The sequence below is a fragment of the Flavobacterium fragile genome, assembly GCF_023634865.1.
GTDB classification, from domain to species: Bacteria; Bacteroidota; Bacteroidia; order Flavobacteriales; family Flavobacteriaceae; genus Flavobacterium; species Flavobacterium fragile.
This window is the reverse complement of sequence record NZ_JAMLJN010000004.1, coordinates 39880-59412: the sequence shown is the minus strand read 5'-3', so window position 1 is coordinate 59412 and position 19533 is coordinate 39880. Positions and strand designations below refer to the sequence as shown.

Genomic DNA, 19533 nt, shown 5'->3' with positions numbered 1-19533 from the left:
ATGAAAAAAATCATTAATAGAGCAAAAGCTCCCACACCAAAGTTTTTCAAAGTGCTTCGAACTGTTGGGTTGGCATTAGCTGCCGTTGGAGGAACTATTTTAGCAGCTCCAATTGCTTTACCCGCGATTGTAACTACCATTGGTGGTTATGTTGCAGTAGCTGGTGGAGTTTTGTCAGCTGCAAGTCAGCTTACTACAACTGATGACAGCAAATAATCCCACTTTGATGGGAACTGCTGGAGGCACATTTTTAAGTATTGTACCTAATCTTTCTTCTGATGATATTGCCAAAACGGTTATCTTAGCAACTGTTGGAGCTGTTGTCAGTTTTACGATTTCGTTACTGCTTAAAAGCCTAAATAAGAAGCACAAAAAATAAGTTTAGCCCTAGTTGTGGTGACCTTTGGGTTAAACAAAATGAAAGCCTAGTTGTAGACTAGGCTTTTGATTTATATTTTTATTGGTCAAGATTTTTAAGAATTGGGTTTTAAATCAATTTTTGTGTACTTATTTTCATTCTCAAAATATCTAATAGTAGTTGTTTCTTCTGTATTATCTTCAATTGTATTATCAATTAACTCCATAATAAAATCCAAACTATTAGGATAATATATTTTTAAATCATTAAATACAGAGGTAATATAATTTTGGCCGTTATAAAAATAAGCGGTTCTTATGACCGTAACCAAAAGATTTAAACCTATTTTCTCATTCAGACCACATAATGTAGCATTTTTCCATGCTTCAAGATCACCATTGCGAAGTAAAGCCGAAAATGAAAAAGCAATAAATGCATTTTCGACATTGTCTTTTTTTGATTCTTGAACACCTAGATTGAACCAAGCTAAATCATATAAAAAATCATATTCAAGAGCCTTTTCAAATTCACCTTTTTTAGTGAATTTAATTGCATTTTCTTCATCACGTTTTTGTAAAGATGGGTAACCACTGTCTAAAAGAGACTTTAAACATGAATATTTTAATACCCATTCATCAATATGTATATTATTAACGTTCTCAGTAAGGAATTCATCAATTATGTTTACCGCAGATGAATAATCTCCTAAAAACATAACAGAGTCAGCTAATAAAGCTTTAGCCAAAAAACAGTCCGTTTGTAATTCAATAGATTTTGAATAGAATTTACTAGCAAAATAAAATTTTTTTAAAAGAAATAAAACACCAGCCATTTCATAATAGTAATAAGCTTGGTTTTTATATTCTGGATTATATTTTCTTGCTTCTAAATAATATTTTAAAGATATTTCATATTTTTTTGAACTCCTAAAATGATTTCCTAGGTTATAAAGAGCAGTAGATATACTTAACTTATCTTTTTTTATTTTTGCAGTTTCTAGTTGTTCTACTAAAAAATCTTCGTAAATTAATAGCTTATCTTCATTAAAATCCTTTTTAATTGAAATTAAAATTACACTCATTATAATTTCAATTAAATTATCATCATCACTAACTTTAAAAAATTGTGAAAGTTCTTTTAATGTTTCTTCAAAATAATTACCTTCAATTAAATGATGTAAAATATTTATTATAAAATCTTTTTTTTGTTTTATTATTGCGAGTAAACCATTCTCAAAAATAACATCATTACCCAAATTATTCTTACCAATATCAAATAGTGCTTGAGCAAAAGTTATTAAAATATATTTTGTCAGTTCTTCATAATGATGTTCTTGCAGATTGGAAAAATTTATTTTCATTCTTGCAAAAACAAAATCGGTAAAACTCAAAACTATTTGATCTTTATCAACTTTAATCTGTAAAATGGAATCGTTAGAAATTTTAGTTAACTTAAAGTAGTTATTCTTTGTTTGAATACAATTTTTTATTATTGTAATGTTTGAAAAAGGTATTATTGTTCTATTTTCATCATAATCTTCTCTTTCAACAAAAGTTTTTATTGGAAACTTAATCTTACCTTGTTTAATAAATAATTGTCGTTGTAAATAATCGATAATATCTTGATGACTCGTTTCATTCCATAAATTATTTTCAAAAAATAATACATTTATATATTTATTTTCAGTTTTAAAATTTGTGATATTTTGTGACCATCTGCAATAAAACGCCTTTTTATGTGATGAATAACGAACAATTAAAACAGGTATGTCATAATTAATAAATTGTATGATTTTTTCATTTTTAAAAGATATACTTTTAATTGTTTTATTTTTATCGGAATCCGTACCTTTAAGTTGAACCCAAAAAACTAGACCAGTTGAATTTCCTATATTATCAAAAATTTCAACTTCACAATCAATACCATAGTCGTCATTTTTATCTCTACAAACCCAAAATTTAGGTAAAGATTTCTTGAAAAATAGTCTGGATTCATCTTCAATTAAATGATTTCTCGTTCTTTGTCCCATGTTGTCCTTGAGAATTAATAACAATGTTTAATTAAAACGCAGTTTACGAAATAAATTTTTATTCTTACCACAAATGCTTTGGTCCATCAATAGATTTTCGAATTAAATTATCATAAGTTCTAATCTTAATGTTTTGTTTTGAAAAACTATTATTTAAATACATTAACCTCTGTTTTTCTCTTTCATTAAGTTTGCTCCATCTTCCTAAAACTATTAAATATTCAAAGGTACAATATTCATTTCCACCAAATCCATTCCATAAAGCTTCTAATTGATTTTTCGAACAATAAATAAAATTTCCTTTTTCACCTTTTTTTGGAAATTTAGGAGATTCTTTCAATAAACGGAATGAAGTATTAAAGAAAGTTTGTTTATTTGATTGAATCCATTCATCCCAATCGTTAATTTGCCCTAAAGCAATTTGCAATTTATTAGCTGGAGTTAATTTTTTGGTAAATAATTTATCGTTAGGTCTTTCAATTTCAATTAGTAATACTCTGCAACCACCTTGACTAACGCTAAAAATAGCGTAATCTGCAAAATTAAAATTACTAATTGGAGGCTTCATTAAAATCCCTAGGTATGTTTCATCAGAAGATGGAGCAAGTCTAAATAGGAAATGAGAATTTTGAGATAAAAAAAATTGAAAGCTTTCTTCAGATTCATCTTTCAATATCAATTCGGCAAAACCCTCTATTTCTTTAAAGGTTGGTGATTTAGTTAATTTATGAACTTTGTTTTCATCTCCAAGTATAAGAGGGTCAAATATTTCATTTAATATTTCCTGAATATTTTCTTTCATTTTCGTTTTTTTAAGTTTTAACATACTAATTAAAAATGCTATAATGTCAAGTTCTTAAAAGAAAAACTAGTTAGATTTGTGGTACTTCATAACAAATTTGCTTTTCCAAATATAAATTAATTCTTTCAATTTAATTTCTTTTATAAAATTAAAAACTCAGACCTTTAGATCTGAGTTTTTAGTTATTTTTTCTGTATCTCATTAAAATAGCATTTCTAATTTCGTTGATTAAGTGGATGTTTTTTGCGTGGTGAGCTTCTTGTTCTTGAAGCAGCTTGAGTGCTTGGATGTTTTTATGGTGCAGCTCGTGTTCACGCATCAATCGGGTGGCTTTTGGATTGAACTCTTTTTTGAATTCATAGAGCGATAAGAACGGAATAACAGAACCTCGAAGAAAAGGCATCCAGAATTTGGATTTCCATAGGCTCATGGCTATCCAAAAAATGTCCTCTTTTTGAGCTTCGGTTTGAAATACAAGTACAAAGCTGTTTGTAAAAGGTTCATTGCTTGGTTTTCCGCTATTCAGTCCTTTTGATAATACGAAAAAGTACGGTTTGGCATAGTGCGCCCCAGGTTGGTGGGTTTTAATAAAAATTGTGTCCATAGTACAAGGATTTAACAGGTTAACTTCCTTCGTCTTTCCTTCGTGATTGCCCGAAATGTGATTGGAAACCGAGATGCCCCACACACATTTTTGCAAAAGAAAAAAGGAAAAAAAAGAAAGCCCTCTTGCCTTGTGGAGGGTTTCAAAAAAGCAAGTTTTACGGGTAAAATACTACCCATATGCGTCTGTGGAAACGCTAAGTGGATGTGGTGGTATTGAAAATGTATGGGTGGAGATTTTATCCGTAACCGAAGGCTTGAACTTGCTTTTTTGAATACCCGGAGCAAACCTTTGGCTTCTTTTTTATCCTTTTTTTTTGTAAAAATGTTAACCCCAAATGTTCTTATGAAATGGGGTTTTAGGGGTGTTCAATCGGGACTGGTAAACAAGGGTGTGGTTTTCTTTTTTTGCTAGACGACCTCGACTACGCTCGGTTTGACAATATTTCTTTGTGAATAGGAGAAAAAAGAATAACACACTCTTGTAGTATTTTGATTTTTGAGAATGCTTTGAAAGTGTTCAGTGTTCAGTTTTTAGTATTCAGTGGAGAGCGTGAACTGGAAATGGAAAGCATCTTCAAAAAACAATGTGATACTTCCTAGTGATTGGGCAGTAGCTGAACAAGGGTATGGTTTTCTTTTTTGCTGGACTACTTTGACTTAGCACGGTTTGACAATATATGTTTATGAAAATATAAAAAAAGAAAAACATACTCTTGTGGGGAAATTTGATTTTTGATAATGCCATGATAGTTTACAGTTGTTGGTTTTTAGTGTTTAGTGAACTGGAAATGGGAGGCATTTTCAAAAAACAATGCAAATTACGACAGCGTTAGCATTCCTATTTTCTGTCGGGTGGGTGCGGCTGGGCGCGGATATTTTACATAATAACCCTTATAACTTTCAGGGGGACTGCGTGGGGTGTTGGGAATGAATTATAAGGTTTATTATGTAATAATAGCTTGGGAGTGGTTTTTGTGTGCTTTTAGCGTTTGTTTTTTGAATTGGGTGTAAGTGGATAAAAAATGGCGGACTGTGCGCGAGGGGTTGGGAAAACAGGGAGCCTTTTTTTATTGACTTACTTTTGGGAAAACAAGTGCTAAAAACACACAAAATACCACTAGTGCGGTGGGGAGCGTTGGACTGGGTGGGTGAAACTACTTCAGCGAAGCGTTCCGATTTCTTTTTATTTGAAATTAGCGAAATGGAGCAAACAAAGAATTGATGCCAGGAAACTTGGACTAGAAGCGATTTTTGTGCAGCTGAATGAGATAATGAGTTTTTATAAATGATTTATCTACCCACCTTTTCTACCCACCTATGGCAAGATGTGATTAATTTTCCAATAACCTCCTTTATCACTCCCTTCTCTACTAAGTAATCCTAAATCTTTAAGAATATCTATGTTATTGTCTATAGCAGAAGCACTTATACCTATAGCTTGTTCTAATTCTTTTTTAGTTACTTTATGATTATTATGAGTTTCTCTAAGAATTTTAACTCTATTATCTGTTAGTTTTTCTACCCACTTTTCAATATTTTTTATTTTCGAATTATTTGGATAAAAAAATGTCCCAAATATTGACAATAAATGGGACAAAATATACTCTTTGAAGAATAAAAGATTATTCTATTAACTTATTTGGATTGATAACAGGCAATATAAAATTACTTAAAGCAGTACCTTGAAAACGTGTCATTAATATTCCTCTTGATGTTGAATATGTAATTGCAGCTAAAGCATTTCCTAAAGCAGGACTTATAGTAACTGTATTGTCTTCTTCTAATTTGGTTAATTCTTCAATGTTATCCACATGAAAAACAAAGACAAAACTGAACGCTCCGATTGCTTCTTCGCTATCTTCTTTTTCACTTTTGGTTTCAACATTTACTGAAAAATCGGCTTTAATTAATTTATCTGGAATATTAAAACCTAATTCAAAGTCCACATTGAAATTGTGTCCTTGTACTTTTTCTTCCTCAAAATCGAATGGACTATTAATTTGTCCTTTTATGATCTTAAAATCAACAATTTCAATTTTTTCAGGTTGTAATAAATTAGCTGACATTGGCTAATGCTGTTTTATTGTTTGATTTTGATTTTTTCCATGCACTTGTATATGCTACATCAGTATTTATAGCATTGTTTCTGTATACTGTTACATATCCAGTTGTTCCCATTGGCTTTCTTTGTGGAACATTAATAATTGGTTCCCCAAGTTCTGCTTCCAATTTGGCTAAAGAACGTAACGTAAAGTTATGTTCTCCTACCAACCATTTGTTAACTTCGGAAGGTCTTTTTTCTAGCTTATCTGCTAAATCTTTTTGGCTAAATCCTTTTGCTTTTAACAACTGATTTACTCGAACCACGATATCAGCATATAATCTCGCGAAGATTTTTGTTTCTTCCGGTGTTTCTGCTAAAATTCTTTGTGCTACTTTGCTTCTCATTGTTTTGGATTTTTAGAGGATGATTTCATCTGAACCATCATAATTAGTAAGTTTTCTATGTTTTTCATTTACAATTATTGTTCCATCTTGTAAAGCTTCATTAATTCGTTTTGCGAATTCACATGCTGCTCTCCATTCTAAATGTAATGAACTTGCTTGATTTGTTGGACCATCTTTGATACCTCCATTGAAAAGTATAACTATGTTGTTTGTGATTTTTAAGGCGTATAATCTTAATGGAAATTCCGGAAAGTGGTAAGTAATATTTTCGATTGTTCTTTTACCTTGTACAGGTAATCCCTTAACTTCGTTTTCATCTCTATTGAATAATTCATCTATTGCTCCGTGATCATTACCAATTGATAACAATACAAAAGACAACAATTCTTTATTTGCTTCTTTATATTCTGCTATTGCATCATATTTTTCAAAGAATAAATCAGTTTCATTTGTATCGGCATCATCATATTTTACGGTGTAAAAAGTGCATTTAGCAGCTTCATCATCCCATATTTCTAGAGCAAATATATTCACTTTATTATTAGTTTGCAAACAAAAATACACTTTTAAGTGTATTTTATGATTATTTAATATACTATTTAGTTTATTTTTTCAAATGTAAGAATACTATTTGTTACTTAAAAACTATTTTTTTCATTTCTAACTTCAATTCTAAAAGGTCTTCTATTTTGAATACTTCAGCATAATTTTTATGCTGTCAATTTGAATTTTAGTTTACTTACTTATTTATACCATTCCTCTTTAATTTTATCAATATCCATATCTTTCCATTCTTCTTTCCATAATTCCCAATACGGAATATCACTTGAAGAAGGCTCATTTTTACATCTATCAATTTGAACGATTGAAGGCAGAATTACAGATTCACCAATTAACAAAGCTTCACCTTGTTTTAATGATGGCATTTTTTCAATTAATGAACCTAAACTATCTGGAAGTAATTTTTTCACATAACCTTGGTCAACTGGATTAGTTAATCTCATCGCAATGAAATTATTACATTGTGAAAATATAGTTTCTGATATTTCAGATGGTCTTTGACTTGCTAATAACAAAGTAACTCCATATTTTCTGCCCTCTTTCGCAATTCTTTCAATTGATTTTTTTGAAGATCTATATTTTACTAAATCGCTATTTGGAACATATTTGTGTGCTTCTTCATAAACTAAAAGTATTGGAATGTCATTATTGATTTTTTCATTTGGATTAATGTTGTTTCTCAATCTTTTGTATATATAACCATATTCAAATACAATTCTTGAAATTAAAGAAACGGTAATACTTAATACTTCAAAAGGAACTCCGCTTAAATCAATTACTGTAACATTGGAATTTGAATTATATCCTAAAATATTTTTCAATGTATCTTCGAAAGAAATCTCTTTTGATTCTTCACCAAATAAGAAAGTTAAACGGTCTTGATTTATCTTTTCTTGAAATCTTACAAAAAACTTATCTAAAGTACCTTCCGCATAATCTCCTTTAGTTACATTCTGATTTTTAGTTGGATGAAATTGAAACTCTTCATTAAAATATTTATCTATTCTCTGTTCTTCATTTAGTAATATTCCAGTATCAACAGTTGTACTACTATCATTACAAGTATAAGAATCATCAACTATCATATATCGATTTGAACTTTTAGAATTTTTTGTTTCATTCTTTAAGTTATATAAAGCATTTTGAACTTCATTTATGTCAAAAAATAAAGGAGAATCGTAAAATATCTTTGTTTTATCAGGATTGTGCTTTTTCTTGTTTTCGGTAACCAATTTTCTAAAAACTGAAGATTGATTATAATTATCTCTCTCTCCAGTATCTAGAAGCACTTCTTCTAGTTCATCACTATTTAGTAACCAATATGGCAATTTTAAATTCTCAATATCAATAAAATTAGCATCTGGAAAAGCTGATTTATATTCGGAATGGATATCAAAAATTATTACGTGTGAATTATTTAAACTAAAATCTCCGCTTTTAGAATTTACAGCCGTTTGTATGATAGTAGATAATGTATGAGATTTACCAGAACCTGTAGAACCGACTATTGCAATATGCTTATTGAAAAATTTATTGCCATTTACTGGAATTCTAATGTTTGCATTTGAAGATAATGAACAAAAAGTAAATTGTTCTTTATCTTCTACCGATTCGATATAAATTTTCTTGATTTCCTCTTCTGTTGCTGGTTCAACTTTTTTTGGCGGAATTGTTAAATCGTCACCACCTCTTGTAAATTTACCATTTTTGATTATTCCCAATGGACTAGCTTCGATGATATGTGTTCTAATAGCTTCATTATTTTTTTCTGAAACATCAATTGAAAAATTTTCAATTATTGCCATTAAAATAGCATTATCATTTCCATAAATTTTGAGATACGAACCAACTCTTAATGATTCGTCTGCTATTCTGAAATCTTCAAGTTTATCTACTTTAATTTTAACTTTATTGGGAAATACTGCAATTACTTCTGCATTTAATTTGTCTTCTGTCATTAGATTATATTTTTGATATCGTTAATTTCTTGTATTTGAATTTGTACATGTTTAATACTTTCATTTGATGTTGAAAAAAATGGAGTTTCGAAATAGAAATGATATACTTCTTTAGCTTTTGAAATTTGATTAAAAATTGTTTCAATATCTTTTAAATCATTAACTATTTTAATTTTTATTCCATTATGGTAAGTAGCTTTTTCTGTAATTGATTTTGGATTGAATCTTGAACCATTGAAATCAAAGCCATCTTTAAATTTAAAGTTTTCGTTAATGAGTTCTGTTTTTAGCTCAATTAATTCTATATTTGATAATCCTGATATGTGAATATATGGACAAAAAGAATCTGGATTTAATCTTGAAAGTTGAGAGTATTTTTTACTAATTAAATGAATTATAGATTTTAAATCACTTCGTAAATAATTACTTGAATTCACTTCTATTAGAAAAAATCTTTCAAATGGAGAACTATTGTAATCACTAAAATATTTAGACCTAATATCAGATAGTAATTTCTTTTTGCCTTTATATTGAACAAACCATTTATGAAAAAGTACTTGTTTAGAATTGATTTGAGTTAAAAAATCTTTTTTAGAAATCTTTCGATTAGCTATATCATTCTCCTTAGCAAGATTGCTTATGATTTTCAACGCGTTGTTATAGTAGAAGTTTTCAGCTTCAAAATCATCACAATTAAAATTATTCTGATTTTTCAAAGAAGTGAATATCTCTTTAAGTTGATCCTCATAAGATTTTGCATTAATATCAATTTCCAAAGTTTCTAAAAATAATATTAAGTTTTCATCACTTAATTTTAATTCTTCGTAATGTTTATACTCAACTTTTTCTTTTTTGTAAGTGAGCAAATTTGACTTTAAGAAATCCAACGTAATTGTAGAAGGAAATTTTTCGTGCCCCGATTTAAAGTGACCAAAATATAAATACTTTATTTTTTTCTCTTTACCATTTAAAACCTCTTTGAAATGATTTAGCATTAAACGTATTGGTTTGGCAATGACGGAATGATTATATTCAATTTTAGAATGGTATTTGCATTGTATAGCAGTTTCTTCGGTTGCATCTTTTACATCAACATCCTCAATACCTTCAACTATAATTTCGTGCGTATCATCCTCTAATTGTAATAATTTGAGTATTGCTAGGTCAAATTGATAAAAATATCCTTTAATTGTATCAGTTGCTGTTCTGTCTGTCATCTGTTTTGGGATTGAAGATTATTTTCACACAATATTTCAATTTGTTTTTAATAAATTTTATTTACTAAAATATAAAATAATTTCGAATGATTTTAATCGATCCGATTTGACTTATTAACCGAGTTATCAATTTATTTTTTGCAAAAATTGCTATATTTCATTTGCGATTTACTACAGATTTTGTAATGTTTTGCGAACGGAATATTAGTTAAGCTTTGGCAGTAAATTGTATTTGTTACCGAAACTTAATTGTTCCTTTTCAATATCGATATAGGATTTTAAATTATACAATTCGATTTGGTTTTCATTATCTCCTTCCCATTGTCCAATTTCAATAAAAGCTATATCATTAGCAAATGACTTTTCTCCGATTAAATGTTCAATGTGGATGTAAACTGCTTCTCGAAGTCTTGGGTTGTCTTTGTGGACGATGTAGTTTTTGAGTAACACTTTTATTCCTAAATCAGTTGGTTTGTTTGGGTTTTCTAATGGGATGAAATACATTTCGCTTATTCGTAAAGTGATGCCGTAATACTCTAGTGGTTTGTCGGTGCTCTTTTCGTATTTTGTTAGGTTGGTTTCGGGTTGGAGGAATGCGGTTATTTTCCAACGTTCTACAACTAGTGCATGATGGACTAATAATTCTACTTCTTTGAATAGATAGGGATTACCATTTGCTGTTATAATTAATTCTGCACCGTTTTTTTTGTTTTTGATGATGAGGTCTAGGTCTTTGTTGTATTGATGTAGTATCTCGATTAGTTTGTCGAAATGGAGTTTTAGTTCGTCTTTTGAGATTTCGTTTAGGAGTAGGAAAACGAAGTTGTTTTGTTGGAAGTAGTTCCAAAAGTTGGTTATTGTTTTCATGTTGTTTTTTGTTGTTGGAACGCGGATGAAACGGATGCTTTGCAACGCGGATTTATGCGGATTTATATCTTTGAAAGGTTCTCGATACATTCTAATAAAATAGCTAGTCGCAATTTTATTAGAACACTCGAACTGACGTTAGCGTTTATCTAATGTTGATTTATCATAGGCAATTAGATTTACCATCTCTCGTAATCTGGAGCGAACTCGGTTGCCGTAGTGTTTTTCTATTTCTGTGGCGGATAGATTTGTGGTTATGTGGGTTATGAGTTTTTTTGAAATGAATAGATCATATCGGCTTAATAGAATTTCTGCCATTACATTGCATTCGTTACCGAAGTATTTCAGATTGTTTTCTGTGCCTAAATCGTCGAAGCATATAGTTTTTGGTTCTGATTCATAAAGTTTTCCTTTGCTATATTTATGAATGATTTGATAACCGTCCTGAATGAATTCGAAGCTTATATCTCTACAGGGTTTTACGAAAAATTTATGTTCTGTTGCTGTTAGGTATTTCATTAAATTCATCAATGATGTTTTACCGCATCCAATTGGTCCGGTTAATAAGATGCCTTTTTCTAAATCGATATTGAATTGATAACAAGCTTGTTCATCCTTCAAAAAGTAGGCTATCAATTTGTAAATTATTTCATGGTCTGTTTCTAGGATTTTGAACTTCTTGCCATATAACTCAATTCCTTTTTTTTCTAACCAAGAAATGATTTCTAAATAACTTAATGTTGTATTCATAACTTATAATTTTTATACCTGACTGCCACTGGCAGTCCTCCTCTTAATATCAAATCTTGGTTGAGGTTTATACCGTATTGAAAGCAAGTTGGTTCGTCTTTTAAGAAATACGCGATTAGTTTGTAAACAATTGGGTAATCAGTTTCCATTATTTTGAAATGATTGCCGTATAGTTCGATGCCTTTTTGTTCGAGCCAATTGATTACTTCGGTGTAGCTGTAATGTGATTTTATTTCGTTTTCCATTTTTTTATTTTAACCACATAGGAACATAGATTTTATAGTTTTTTTTGATGGATTAAGACGCTTCGCTATGGATAGGTTAGCATAGGTTTAACCGCAAGGTTCGCAAAGATTTACGCAAGGTTCGCAAAGGATGAGATACTGAAACAAGATCAGTATGACAAAAAGACTATAAAGGCTCTGAATAGTCTTTGTTAGTTGTTGTGTTGAGTTGTTTTGCTCTGTTGTGTTGTTCTGCATTTGAAATGAATTTTGGTACGTTAATCATCCAATTTTGTGCTGCCGCTTGCCAATCGACCATTGGTGTTTTTCCACCGACTAACCAACCGACACTTTTGAAGTAATTGAAGAATTTTTGTGCTTCTTGTTCTGGAAAGTTATTTTCCTGGAAATAGGTTTTAACTTCTTCGATTGATGGCTGTAACTTTTCTTCTTTTTCTTTTTTCGCGGAACTTTTTTCTTTTTCTTCATCTTCGTTTTTTAAAACTGAATTATTTACTTCTTCAAAATTTTTTGTGAGCTTTTCCAAGTTTGAAACGTTTTTATCGTTTAAAATGTTTGTATTGTTTATATAGTTTATAGAAGGTACTAATGCTTGTTCAGTACCTGTCTCACTACTAGTACAAGACTTGTTCAAAGCTTGTTCAGAAACAAGTTCATTAAGTGGTTCATTTTTTGGTTTTCTTTCGGATTTAGGCAGCGGTTTTAAATCTTCTGAAAAGTTGAATAAAATGACATGGCTTCCTTTGAATGGATTGAAGGATGGTTCGTAATTGATGTAACCCAAACTATGCAAGTTCTTCAGACATTTATGATAGGTTGCTTTGGAACTGATTTTGCTTATTCGCATTACCTCATCTCGATTTATGCTTATTGGATTTTTAAAGCGATTGCAATTCCAAAATTGGAACAAAGCAATGTATAAGCTTACATGTGTTGGATTTAATGTTTTATCAATGGCTACTTTTTCGAAGAAACCGGTTAAGTGTTTGATGTAATTCATTTGGAAGTATTAAGATTGGAGTATTAAGTATTAAGACTTTTACTAAGATTATGAGATACCTCGACTGCGCTCGGTATGACAAAAAAATCATATTACTTAAAGAGGGTAGGCAAAGCATTTACCTTATTTCCATTTAATAATTTATCAATATCTGAATTGTCATAATACATGATACCGCCAACTTTGGTGTAGGTGAGTGTGCCGTTGATGCGGAGGTTTTGTAAAGTCCCTGGAGAGATGTTTAACAGTTTACGGACTTCATTGGATTTGAGCCATTGTTTTGTTTGTTGCGGTTTGGATTGAATGATTTCTATTAAATCGTTCAAAAGAAGACTTCTAAATTCATTTAAGTCTTCGCGAGTGATCACTTCGATTGCCATAACGTGTATTTTAGATTGTTATGGTACAAAATTGAGATGTTTGAATAGTTTTAAATCACAAGTCAATCACAAGTTGTGAATGATTTTTGTTCAAAGTATTGTATTTATTAGTGTTATGAAATTTCATCTGTATTTTCCATGCGTTTCACTAACTTTTCTTTTAAAGCATTTAGGAATTTTGTTTGGTCGGATTTACGCATTCTAATTTCAAGGAATGCCCTGTGATACTGACCTAAATCAATATTAAAAATATTTTCGAAATACTCTGCAACATCTTTTAAATCAGAGGTTCCATTATTAAAAACACCTTCTGTATGTAAAGCATATAAAAGCTCTATTAATGCAACTTTAGAACCAGTCCAATTTTGCTTCAACTTGGGATTAACTTGTGATTTTTCTTTAGGTTCTCTGTTTTCCATGATTAGTAGCTTATCTTCTAAATACACTTGAATTAAATCGTGTGCCATTATCTTTGCCACTTTAAAATCATGTGAAGTTGAAAATGTATGATCTGCTTCAAAATAAAAACTATCTAGCGTTAATTTAATATCAAACTTCCCTCTAGTGAAATATTTAGTATCCAAATAATTACTACCTGTTCTGTAATATTTGTAAAACTCTAAATTGTTATCGAAATATCGTTTTAATTTTTCTAATTCATGGTTTAAATATTTTTTTAGTATTCGGTCACCACCATGGGGTTTTTTGGTCTCAATTTTATAAATAGCATTATAATAGATTAATTTTGATGTAAATTTTGGTTTCACATTTTTGAAGAAATCAATTTCAATTTCTTGTGATACATTTTTCTCTTTTTCGAATATTGCTCTTAATTTTTCAATTGAATTTATAATTATGTTGATAGCACTTTCACTTCTATGTATTGGATCATCTATTTCTAAATCAGTAAAATTTAATTGTTCGTTAAGGTCTGAAAGAAGTACGTTTATTTTATTTTTCAAATTTGATATTTTCTTGATTAGATTTATGTTTTCAAACATTCTATTTAATAAAAAAGCCCTTGATGCATATAAACATTAGGGCTTTCAAACTAACCAAATTCAAAAGAAAATAAATTTGTGTGTACTTTTTAACTATTATTACTTGAAAATTTGGCGTCTTATATTAAAATGAAATAGTTTTAGAGTGTCAGCAGCATCAAACTATTTCATACAGCTAATCCGAGCACTTATGGTTGTGCTTACTCATTACGACAAGAGTTGTTTCGGATTAGATGAAATTTTAATATAAACCTTTAATAAATTGATAATCTATTTCTAACGAATTATCAATGTTGTTAAGTTCTTTACTTTTTGTTAATTTCACGCTCATATTTTTTATTTTGATTAGAAAATAAATTGAAAAAAAGACAAAACTTAAAATCATAATTACTAAAACTTGTGTCATTTAATGAAATTTTTAATTGTTAATATTTAAATAAATAACTGCTAAAAAAAACTGAATAAATCGCTATTGGAATGAAGTAAAATATTTTTGACATTTTAATTTATATTTAAAATGTATTCTGAAAGTTGCTCTAATTCTGTTTGAGACAATTGTGGAAAACCAGGCATTTGTGGAGCATCAGCTCGTTTTTTACCGGGTGCTTTAATCCATTTTTGTAAATCAGCTTTGTTGGATTGGTAAATGGATGCCATCTCTGTAACTGGAGGACCCACTAATTTTACATCTTTTTTATGACAAGCCGCACAATATTGATTGAAAACACCTTTTCCTAAATCCGCATCCGTCTTAGGAGTTGCGGCTTCTTGTTGTTGCAAAACCAAAGATTGTTCGCGAGCTTCTTTACTTAATTTTTGAAATTCTGCGGTGTGAGCTGCTACTAATTCTTGATGTTTTTCTAACGAATTATGTCTGTACATTTGACGACTTCCGCCATAAAAAAACAAAAAACACAAAACTGCAATGGTTATCTTTTTAAAATGTAAATCGATAAATTTTCCTTCACTAACAACTGTTTTGTAACTGTACCACAATGCATAAGCTAACAGTAGTCCAGCACCAGTCATGACTGCAATAACAGCATAACTAATTCCTTTTGAAGGTAATGTAAATAATACAATGACTCCAAAAATAATTTGTAAACTTAAACCAACTGTAGCTATGGAATAGCCTATTTTTTTGATTGTATTTCTTGTGAAATTGGTATAAATTTCCTCAATTGGATATGATTTTCTTCCATTGTACCACACAATAAAAATTCCAGTTATTGCTAGACAAGCTCCTAAAAATTCAAAATAGCGAGGAAAAACATTTGGTAACATCAGCGCACTTAAAAATCCCTTCACAGTTCCCCATTTTTCGGGAAACATCATTAAGTTAACATTTGTTAAGAAAATAAGTGGAATAAATAAAAATATTGCTACAGCAAGCCCCATTATTCCAATATGCAACTTTCTGTTATGCTCAAAAGTTGACCAAGTATATTTGTGTAAGTAAGTTAGTAAAAAAGCAATAGTGACTAAAGGAATGATCATTATCCAAGCAAATCCTGTTAGTGCATTTGCCGAATAAAAGTAAATAGTGTAAAGTGTATTGATACTCAATAAGGGTGCTACGCCCATAACAACGGCAATACTTTTATTTACCGTAATCGTTTTGGCAATTTCATGAGCAAAAACATCATACTCTTTATTTTTTAACCCTTTGATTTGAGCCCAAAGAGTAATGATGCTTCCGCCAACCATTAAGTTGATAAAAATGATATGTAATAAAAATGAAATAACAAGCAGACTTACTAAAAGCCATTCTGGCAATGGTAAATCTAACGGTAAATCTTTTGGAACTGGGGTATTAATTTGTAATAACATAGAGTATTAGTTTTTTGCTATCTTGGTGTCATTTTCTATTTTCTTCGCTTCATTTCTTTTGGAAACTTCAACTGCATTGTTTAGCGGGTTTACTTCAACACCAGCTGTTTGAACTCCTTCTAAACTTTCACCTGTTTGTTGTATTTGTTTAATATAAGCAACCAATGCATCAAGTTCTTGTTCGTTTCCTGCATAAGGTGGCATATATGTTCTTCCATTATGCATGTTTGGTATGTATGCCTTCATGGAACCTTCGTCTAAAGGTTGTCCAATACCATACATTCGCTCAAAAACATATACAATTGAATTTACTCCTTGCGGATTTACCGTATGACAACGGCTGCACAAATTCATAAAAACATCTTTACCAGCTTGTACTTTATTTTCTTCCGTTATTTCGGTTACAGAGGTGTACGTTGCATATTTTAGAATTCCATCTCTTTTGTATAGTGGATAATCTTCTTCTCTCAATAAATTGGAATACATATAATTTCCAATGACATAAGGTTTACGAATAAATTCTCTAACTCGCTCGAAAATCCCCAAAAACCCGAAAACAAATAAACAAGGCACAATCACGTAAGCGAAGTTTATTTTTTTAGGTTTTAATAAAGCAAACCCAGCCAAAACAACTGAAAGTGAAGCTGCACCAATGATGAAATATTTTAGTAAATTGTAATATTCAGCAAAATCTTGTGAACCAATAGCGGTAGCCATGTTCTCTTTCATTGCTGATGGCATGACATTCCAGTAGTAAATGGCTCCGATGATTACTAAAGGTATCCAAGCTAAAATCCATTGGCCAGCAAATTTGATTGCTTTTGCGCGCATTTCAGTTCCTCGCTTTGCAAAAATTGTTGTAAGTAACATGCCAAAAACTCCCGCTACTAGCATAGCCGTTGGCGTTCTAAATAGTAGTTGAGGCAAATAAATAGGATTTGTAAAACCGTTAAGTAATGTTTGTTCATTATTCCAATTTCCTGGATCCATCATAAAACCAAGTATAGCAACAATTATTGCCATGGTTATCCAAGAGAAAATACTCAAATACCAACCAAAATTAATATGACGAAGTTTTGCTTTTAATGATGTATTAGAGTTTTTCCAAGTAAGAAAATAAATTAATATTAGTACAACTTCTGTAACAAAAACCAACCATTCTATAAACCAAGCCCAATAGAACACGCGAATCAAACTACCAATTGATGCAGGACTCACTAAAGCTACAGAGAACCAAATACCAACTCCAGTCATCGCCCCTATAGTAGTGGTGATGATAAAGGCTACTTTCATTTTTTTATACACTAAATTATCCCATTCGAGATTTGTAATTTGATTGGCAGATGCCATTGAAACACCTTTCTGTTCAAGCCAAGTTATGTAAGGTATAAAGCCAACAGCCAATCCATGATTGATAAATACATGTAAAATCGCTATGACTGCAATTAAAAAGCGGTCGTTAAGCCAGTCTAAATGAAACATTGGGAAATCCATAATTAATCAATTTTATTTTTACAAATTTCCGTCAGTAACAATTTAAAAACTAAAAACAAAAAAGCAGGATGTTTAGAAAAACGTTCCTGCTTAGTTTGAAAAAAGTGCTTTGTTTGTTGAAATTTACACTTGTTAATTTAGATTTTCAACACTAAAGTTTTTATTTTTTGATTATTTTTCTTTTGCTTTTTTGACCATCAATTGAAGTAACTTCAAGAATGAAAGTACCACTTGATAAATTTGAAATATCCACTTTATTGGAAATTGTATTTAAAACCATTTGTCCCATCATATTGTAAACAGTTACTTTTTTAATTTCTGATAAAGATTCGATGTTTATGTAATCTGAGGTTGGATTTGGATACACTTTTATTTTTGTATCAAAAGAATTATCGTTAACACCTAAACTATTATTAACTGTAAAAATGTAATCTCTTGTTTCGCCAGAGCCAAAGGATGTACATGCGTTTGAACTATTAATAGCACTTCCATAAGCTCTTGAGCGAATTCTCATTTTTACCAAACCCGAATTTGAAGTACTTGAAACTGTAAAACTAGTTGTATTTTGAGAATTCATATTGTTTACTAGTTGTGTAAATTCAGTATCTTCAAAAATGTTGTTTTGGTTGTAATCCATCCATAAACCTATAACTGCTTCTGATGAGGTGAACGTGTAAATATCATAAGCTTGACCAGCTTCTAGTGTTGTTGTTTGTGGATAGGCATGATAATATTCTGTTGGTTCAGTATAAGTATTGTGTTCGAATGTTGTTCCGTTGATTTTGAACGTTACAAAGGAAGGTTCTAAACCACCACCAAGATTGTTATTACATACAGGTGTAAAAGGAATTTTAGTGAATTTTTGAATTCTATGATTTGCCATATCAGTTACATATAAATCTCCGTTGGCAGAAATAAAGTTTCCTCTTGGACTTCTAAATTGATTTGAAGCACTACCGTTACCATTTCCACCAGCTACTACTGTTCCTTCTGACTCTCCTTCAACCCACATGTTTATTCTTCTTCCAGTATATTCTGAAATCATCATTCTTCCATTAGGCAACATAAAAATACCATTAGGAGCTCTAAGTTGATTTGGATTTGTTCCTGAACTATTTCCGCCAGCTACTGTTGTTGCATTAATGTTGCCAGGTGCAAATTTTTGAACTCTGTTGTTAACGTAATCAGTTACATATAGATTTTCATTTGCATCGACATAAATAGTTCCATTAACTGTTGGATTTGCTAATTGATCTGCAGCACTTCCATAAGTTCCAGCAGCAACTTGTGTCCCAGATGTTTCCCCTAAAATCCATTTTATAATTCGATTATTTCCTGCATCTACAATATAAAAAGCATTGTTTCTGAAATAAAATCCTCCTGGTTTGTTGAATTGGTTTAGAGCAGCACCTTCGCCATTTCCACCAGCAACCGTTGTTCCTGAAGTTGCACCAGCATCCCATTTTTGAATTCTATTATTGAATGAATCCATTACATAAATGTTTTGGTTTTCGTCAACCCAAACGCAAGTTGGTGTATTTAGTTGATTTGCATTTGCTCCAGCACCATTACCACCAGCAACTGTAACACCCTCTGTTTCTCCACTTGTCCATTTCTGAATTCGGTGATTTTGTGTGTCGGTAATGTATAAATTATTGTTTGCATCAACAATTACTGAATACGGAAAATTTAATTGATTTGTATTGCTTCCTGCGCCATTTCCACCAGCAACTGTTATTCCATTTGTATCCCAATTAAATTCGGAATATTGAGCAAAACTAATTGAGGAGATTAAGAGTGTAAGAAAATAAAGTTTTTTCATTTGTATATAAGTTAATTTTTCGCAAAATTAATTTATAATAATAAGCTATTGTTTTGATATTCGTTACTTTAATTTCGCTTTTCAACTTTTTAAGTTAATCATTAGAATTTCTTTATTTTTATTTTTTTAATCAATCAGAAATTAAAATTTTAGATTAAAACAAAT

At 30.4% G+C, this 19533-nt stretch carries 20 protein-coding genes; 2 read left to right on the top strand and 18 right to left on the bottom strand.

Features of this window, described 5'->3' with window-relative positions:
* A complete protein-coding gene (locus NAT47_RS06055) occupies window positions 1-216 on the top strand; it encodes a hypothetical protein (RefSeq protein WP_026725702.1) in 216 nt (71 codons plus the stop codon).
* Window positions 203-379 (top strand): hypothetical protein, encoded by a 177-nt coding sequence (locus NAT47_RS06050; RefSeq protein ID WP_160169123.1) that lies wholly within the window; start codon window positions 203-205, stop codon window positions 377-379. Before NAT47_RS06055 ends, NAT47_RS06050 begins: the two co-directional genes overlap by 14 nt.
* Before the next feature lie 94 nt (window positions 380-473).
* On the opposite strand, the gene NAT47_RS06045 is transcribed toward NAT47_RS06050, so the two are convergent.
* From NAT47_RS06045 to NAT47_RS05960, 18 genes are all read right to left on the bottom strand, one after another.
* Window positions 474-2387 (bottom strand): DUF4365 domain-containing protein, encoded by a 1914-nt coding sequence (locus tag NAT47_RS06045; RefSeq protein WP_250581450.1) that lies wholly within the window; start codon window positions 2385-2387, stop codon window positions 474-476.
* A 64-nt stretch (window positions 2388-2451) separates the two neighbouring features.
* Window positions 2452-3189 (bottom strand): Shedu anti-phage system protein SduA domain-containing protein, encoded by a 738-nt coding sequence (locus NAT47_RS06040; protein ID WP_250581449.1) that lies wholly within the window; start codon window positions 3187-3189, stop codon window positions 2452-2454.
* Between the two features lie 178 nt (window positions 3190-3367).
* Window positions 3368-3793: a DUF6943 family protein gene (locus NAT47_RS06035; protein ID WP_250581448.1), complete on the bottom strand. Its 426-nt coding sequence runs from the start codon at window positions 3791-3793 to the stop codon at window positions 3368-3370.
* A 1317-nt stretch (window positions 3794-5110) separates the two neighbouring features.
* Window positions 5111-5392: a MarR family transcriptional regulator gene (locus NAT47_RS06030; protein WP_250581447.1), complete on the bottom strand. Its 282-nt coding sequence runs from the start codon at window positions 5390-5392 to the stop codon at window positions 5111-5113.
* A 25-nt stretch (window positions 5393-5417) separates the two neighbouring features.
* Complete coding sequence (locus tag NAT47_RS06025) at window positions 5418-5861, bottom strand: hypothetical protein (protein WP_250581446.1); 444 nt, start codon at window positions 5859-5861, stop codon at window positions 5418-5420.
* On the bottom strand, window positions 5851-6243 hold the full coding sequence (locus tag NAT47_RS06020; protein WP_169522452.1) for a helix-turn-helix domain-containing protein: 393 nt from the start codon (window positions 6241-6243) through the stop codon (window positions 5851-5853). The genes NAT47_RS06025 and NAT47_RS06020 overlap by 11 nt, the downstream gene beginning before the upstream one ends.
* 12 nt (window positions 6244-6255) lie before the next feature.
* The gene (locus NAT47_RS06015) at window positions 6256-6795 is read right to left on the bottom strand and encodes a hypothetical protein (protein ID WP_250581445.1); all 540 of its coding nucleotides are present in this window, start codon (window positions 6793-6795) and stop codon (window positions 6256-6258) included.
* 191 nt (window positions 6796-6986) lie between these two features.
* Window positions 6987-8762 (bottom strand): anti-phage-associated helicase HerA, encoded by a 1776-nt coding sequence (gene herA / locus NAT47_RS06010; RefSeq protein WP_250581444.1) that lies wholly within the window; start codon window positions 8760-8762, stop codon window positions 6987-6989.
* Window positions 8762-9979, bottom strand: coding sequence for a DUF4297 family anti-phage-associated protein (locus NAT47_RS06005; RefSeq protein WP_250581443.1), 1218 nt, complete (start codon window positions 9977-9979; stop codon window positions 8762-8764). The genes herA and NAT47_RS06005 overlap by 1 nt, the downstream gene beginning before the upstream one ends.
* Window positions 9980-10183: 204 nt before the next feature.
* Window positions 10184-10846, bottom strand: a complete 663-nt coding sequence (locus NAT47_RS06000) for a hypothetical protein (RefSeq protein ID WP_250581442.1) — start codon at window positions 10844-10846, stop codon at window positions 10184-10186.
* 138 nt (window positions 10847-10984) lie between these two features.
* Entirely contained in the window at window positions 10985-11596 is a 612-nt protein-coding gene (locus NAT47_RS05995; protein ID WP_250581441.1) for an ATP-binding protein, read from the bottom strand.
* Window positions 11593-11841 carry a hypothetical protein gene (locus NAT47_RS05990; RefSeq protein ID WP_250581440.1) on the bottom strand — a complete coding sequence of 83 codons (249 nt, stop codon included), beginning with the start codon at window positions 11839-11841 and terminating at the stop codon, window positions 11593-11595. Before NAT47_RS05990 ends, NAT47_RS05995 begins: the two co-directional genes overlap by 4 nt.
* Window positions 11842-12007: 166 nt before the next feature.
* On the bottom strand, window positions 12008-12841 hold the full coding sequence (locus NAT47_RS05985; protein ID WP_250581439.1) for a transcriptional regulator: 834 nt from the start codon (window positions 12839-12841) through the stop codon (window positions 12008-12010).
* 92 nt (window positions 12842-12933) lie between these two features.
* Window positions 12934-13221 (bottom strand): helix-turn-helix domain-containing protein, encoded by a 288-nt coding sequence (locus NAT47_RS05980; protein WP_250581438.1) that lies wholly within the window; start codon window positions 13219-13221, stop codon window positions 12934-12936.
* A gap of 113 nt (window positions 13222-13334) precedes the next feature.
* Window positions 13335-14183: an RteC domain-containing protein gene (locus NAT47_RS05975; RefSeq protein ID WP_250581437.1), complete on the bottom strand. Its 849-nt coding sequence runs from the start codon at window positions 14181-14183 to the stop codon at window positions 13335-13337.
* Between the two features lie 540 nt (window positions 14184-14723).
* Window positions 14724-16052, bottom strand: coding sequence for a c-type cytochrome (locus tag NAT47_RS05970; protein WP_250581436.1), 1329 nt, complete (start codon window positions 16050-16052; stop codon window positions 14724-14726).
* A 6-nt stretch (window positions 16053-16058) separates the two neighbouring features.
* Window positions 16059-17546 (bottom strand): c-type cytochrome, encoded by a 1488-nt coding sequence (locus tag NAT47_RS05965; protein WP_250581435.1) that lies wholly within the window; start codon window positions 17544-17546, stop codon window positions 16059-16061.
* A gap of 160 nt (window positions 17547-17706) precedes the next feature.
* A complete protein-coding gene (locus NAT47_RS05960) occupies window positions 17707-19368 on the bottom strand; it encodes a GEVED domain-containing protein (protein ID WP_250581434.1) in 1662 nt (553 codons plus the stop codon).
* Between the last annotated feature and the right edge of the window lie 165 nt (window positions 19369-19533).

What these genes read in the sequence shown, in the direction of transcription:
- NAT47_RS06055 (WP_026725702.1), top strand. Translation starts at nt 1, where the DNA reads ATGAAAAAAATCATTAATAGAGCAAAAGCTCCCACACCAAAGTTTTTC.
- NAT47_RS06050 (WP_160169123.1), top strand. Translation starts at nt 203, where the DNA reads ATGACAGCAAATAATCCCACTTTGATGGGAACTGCTGGAGGCACATTT.
- NAT47_RS06045 (WP_250581450.1), bottom strand. Translation starts at nt 2,387, where the DNA reads ATGGGACAAAGAACGAGAAATCATTTAATTGAAGATGAATCCAGACTA.
- NAT47_RS06040 (WP_250581449.1), bottom strand. Translation starts at nt 3,189, where the DNA reads ATGAAAGAAAATATTCAGGAAATATTAAATGAAATATTTGACCCTCTT.
- NAT47_RS06035 (WP_250581448.1), bottom strand. Translation starts at nt 3,793, where the DNA reads ATGGACACAATTTTTATTAAAACCCACCAACCTGGGGCGCACTATGCC.
- NAT47_RS06025 (WP_250581446.1), bottom strand. Translation starts at nt 5,861, where the DNA reads ATGTCAGCTAATTTATTACAACCTGAAAAAATTGAAATTGTTGATTTT.
- NAT47_RS06020 (WP_169522452.1), bottom strand. Translation starts at nt 6,243, where the DNA reads ATGAGAAGCAAAGTAGCACAAAGAATTTTAGCAGAAACACCGGAAGAA.
- herA (WP_250581444.1), bottom strand. Translation starts at nt 8,762, where the DNA reads ATGACAGAAGACAAATTAAATGCAGAAGTAATTGCAGTATTTCCCAAT.
- NAT47_RS06005 (WP_250581443.1), bottom strand. Translation starts at nt 9,979, where the DNA reads ATGACAGACAGAACAGCAACTGATACAATTAAAGGATATTTTTATCAA.
- NAT47_RS06000 (WP_250581442.1), bottom strand. Translation starts at nt 10,846, where the DNA reads ATGAAAACAATAACCAACTTTTGGAACTACTTCCAACAAAACAACTTC.
- NAT47_RS05995 (WP_250581441.1), bottom strand. Translation starts at nt 11,596, where the DNA reads ATGAATACAACATTAAGTTATTTAGAAATCATTTCTTGGTTAGAAAAA.
- NAT47_RS05990 (WP_250581440.1), bottom strand. Translation starts at nt 11,841, where the DNA reads ATGGAAAACGAAATAAAATCACATTACAGCTACACCGAAGTAATCAAT.
- NAT47_RS05985 (WP_250581439.1), bottom strand. Translation starts at nt 12,841, where the DNA reads ATGAATTACATCAAACACTTAACCGGTTTCTTCGAAAAAGTAGCCATT.
- NAT47_RS05980 (WP_250581438.1), bottom strand. Translation starts at nt 13,221, where the DNA reads ATGGCAATCGAAGTGATCACTCGCGAAGACTTAAATGAATTTAGAAGT.
- NAT47_RS05970 (WP_250581436.1), bottom strand. Translation starts at nt 16,052, where the DNA reads ATGTTATTACAAATTAATACCCCAGTTCCAAAAGATTTACCGTTAGAT.
- NAT47_RS05965 (WP_250581435.1), bottom strand. Translation starts at nt 17,546, where the DNA reads ATGGATTTCCCAATGTTTCATTTAGACTGGCTTAACGACCGCTTTTTA.
- NAT47_RS05960 (WP_250581434.1), bottom strand. Translation starts at nt 19,368, where the DNA reads ATGAAAAAACTTTATTTTCTTACACTCTTAATCTCCTCAATTAGTTTT.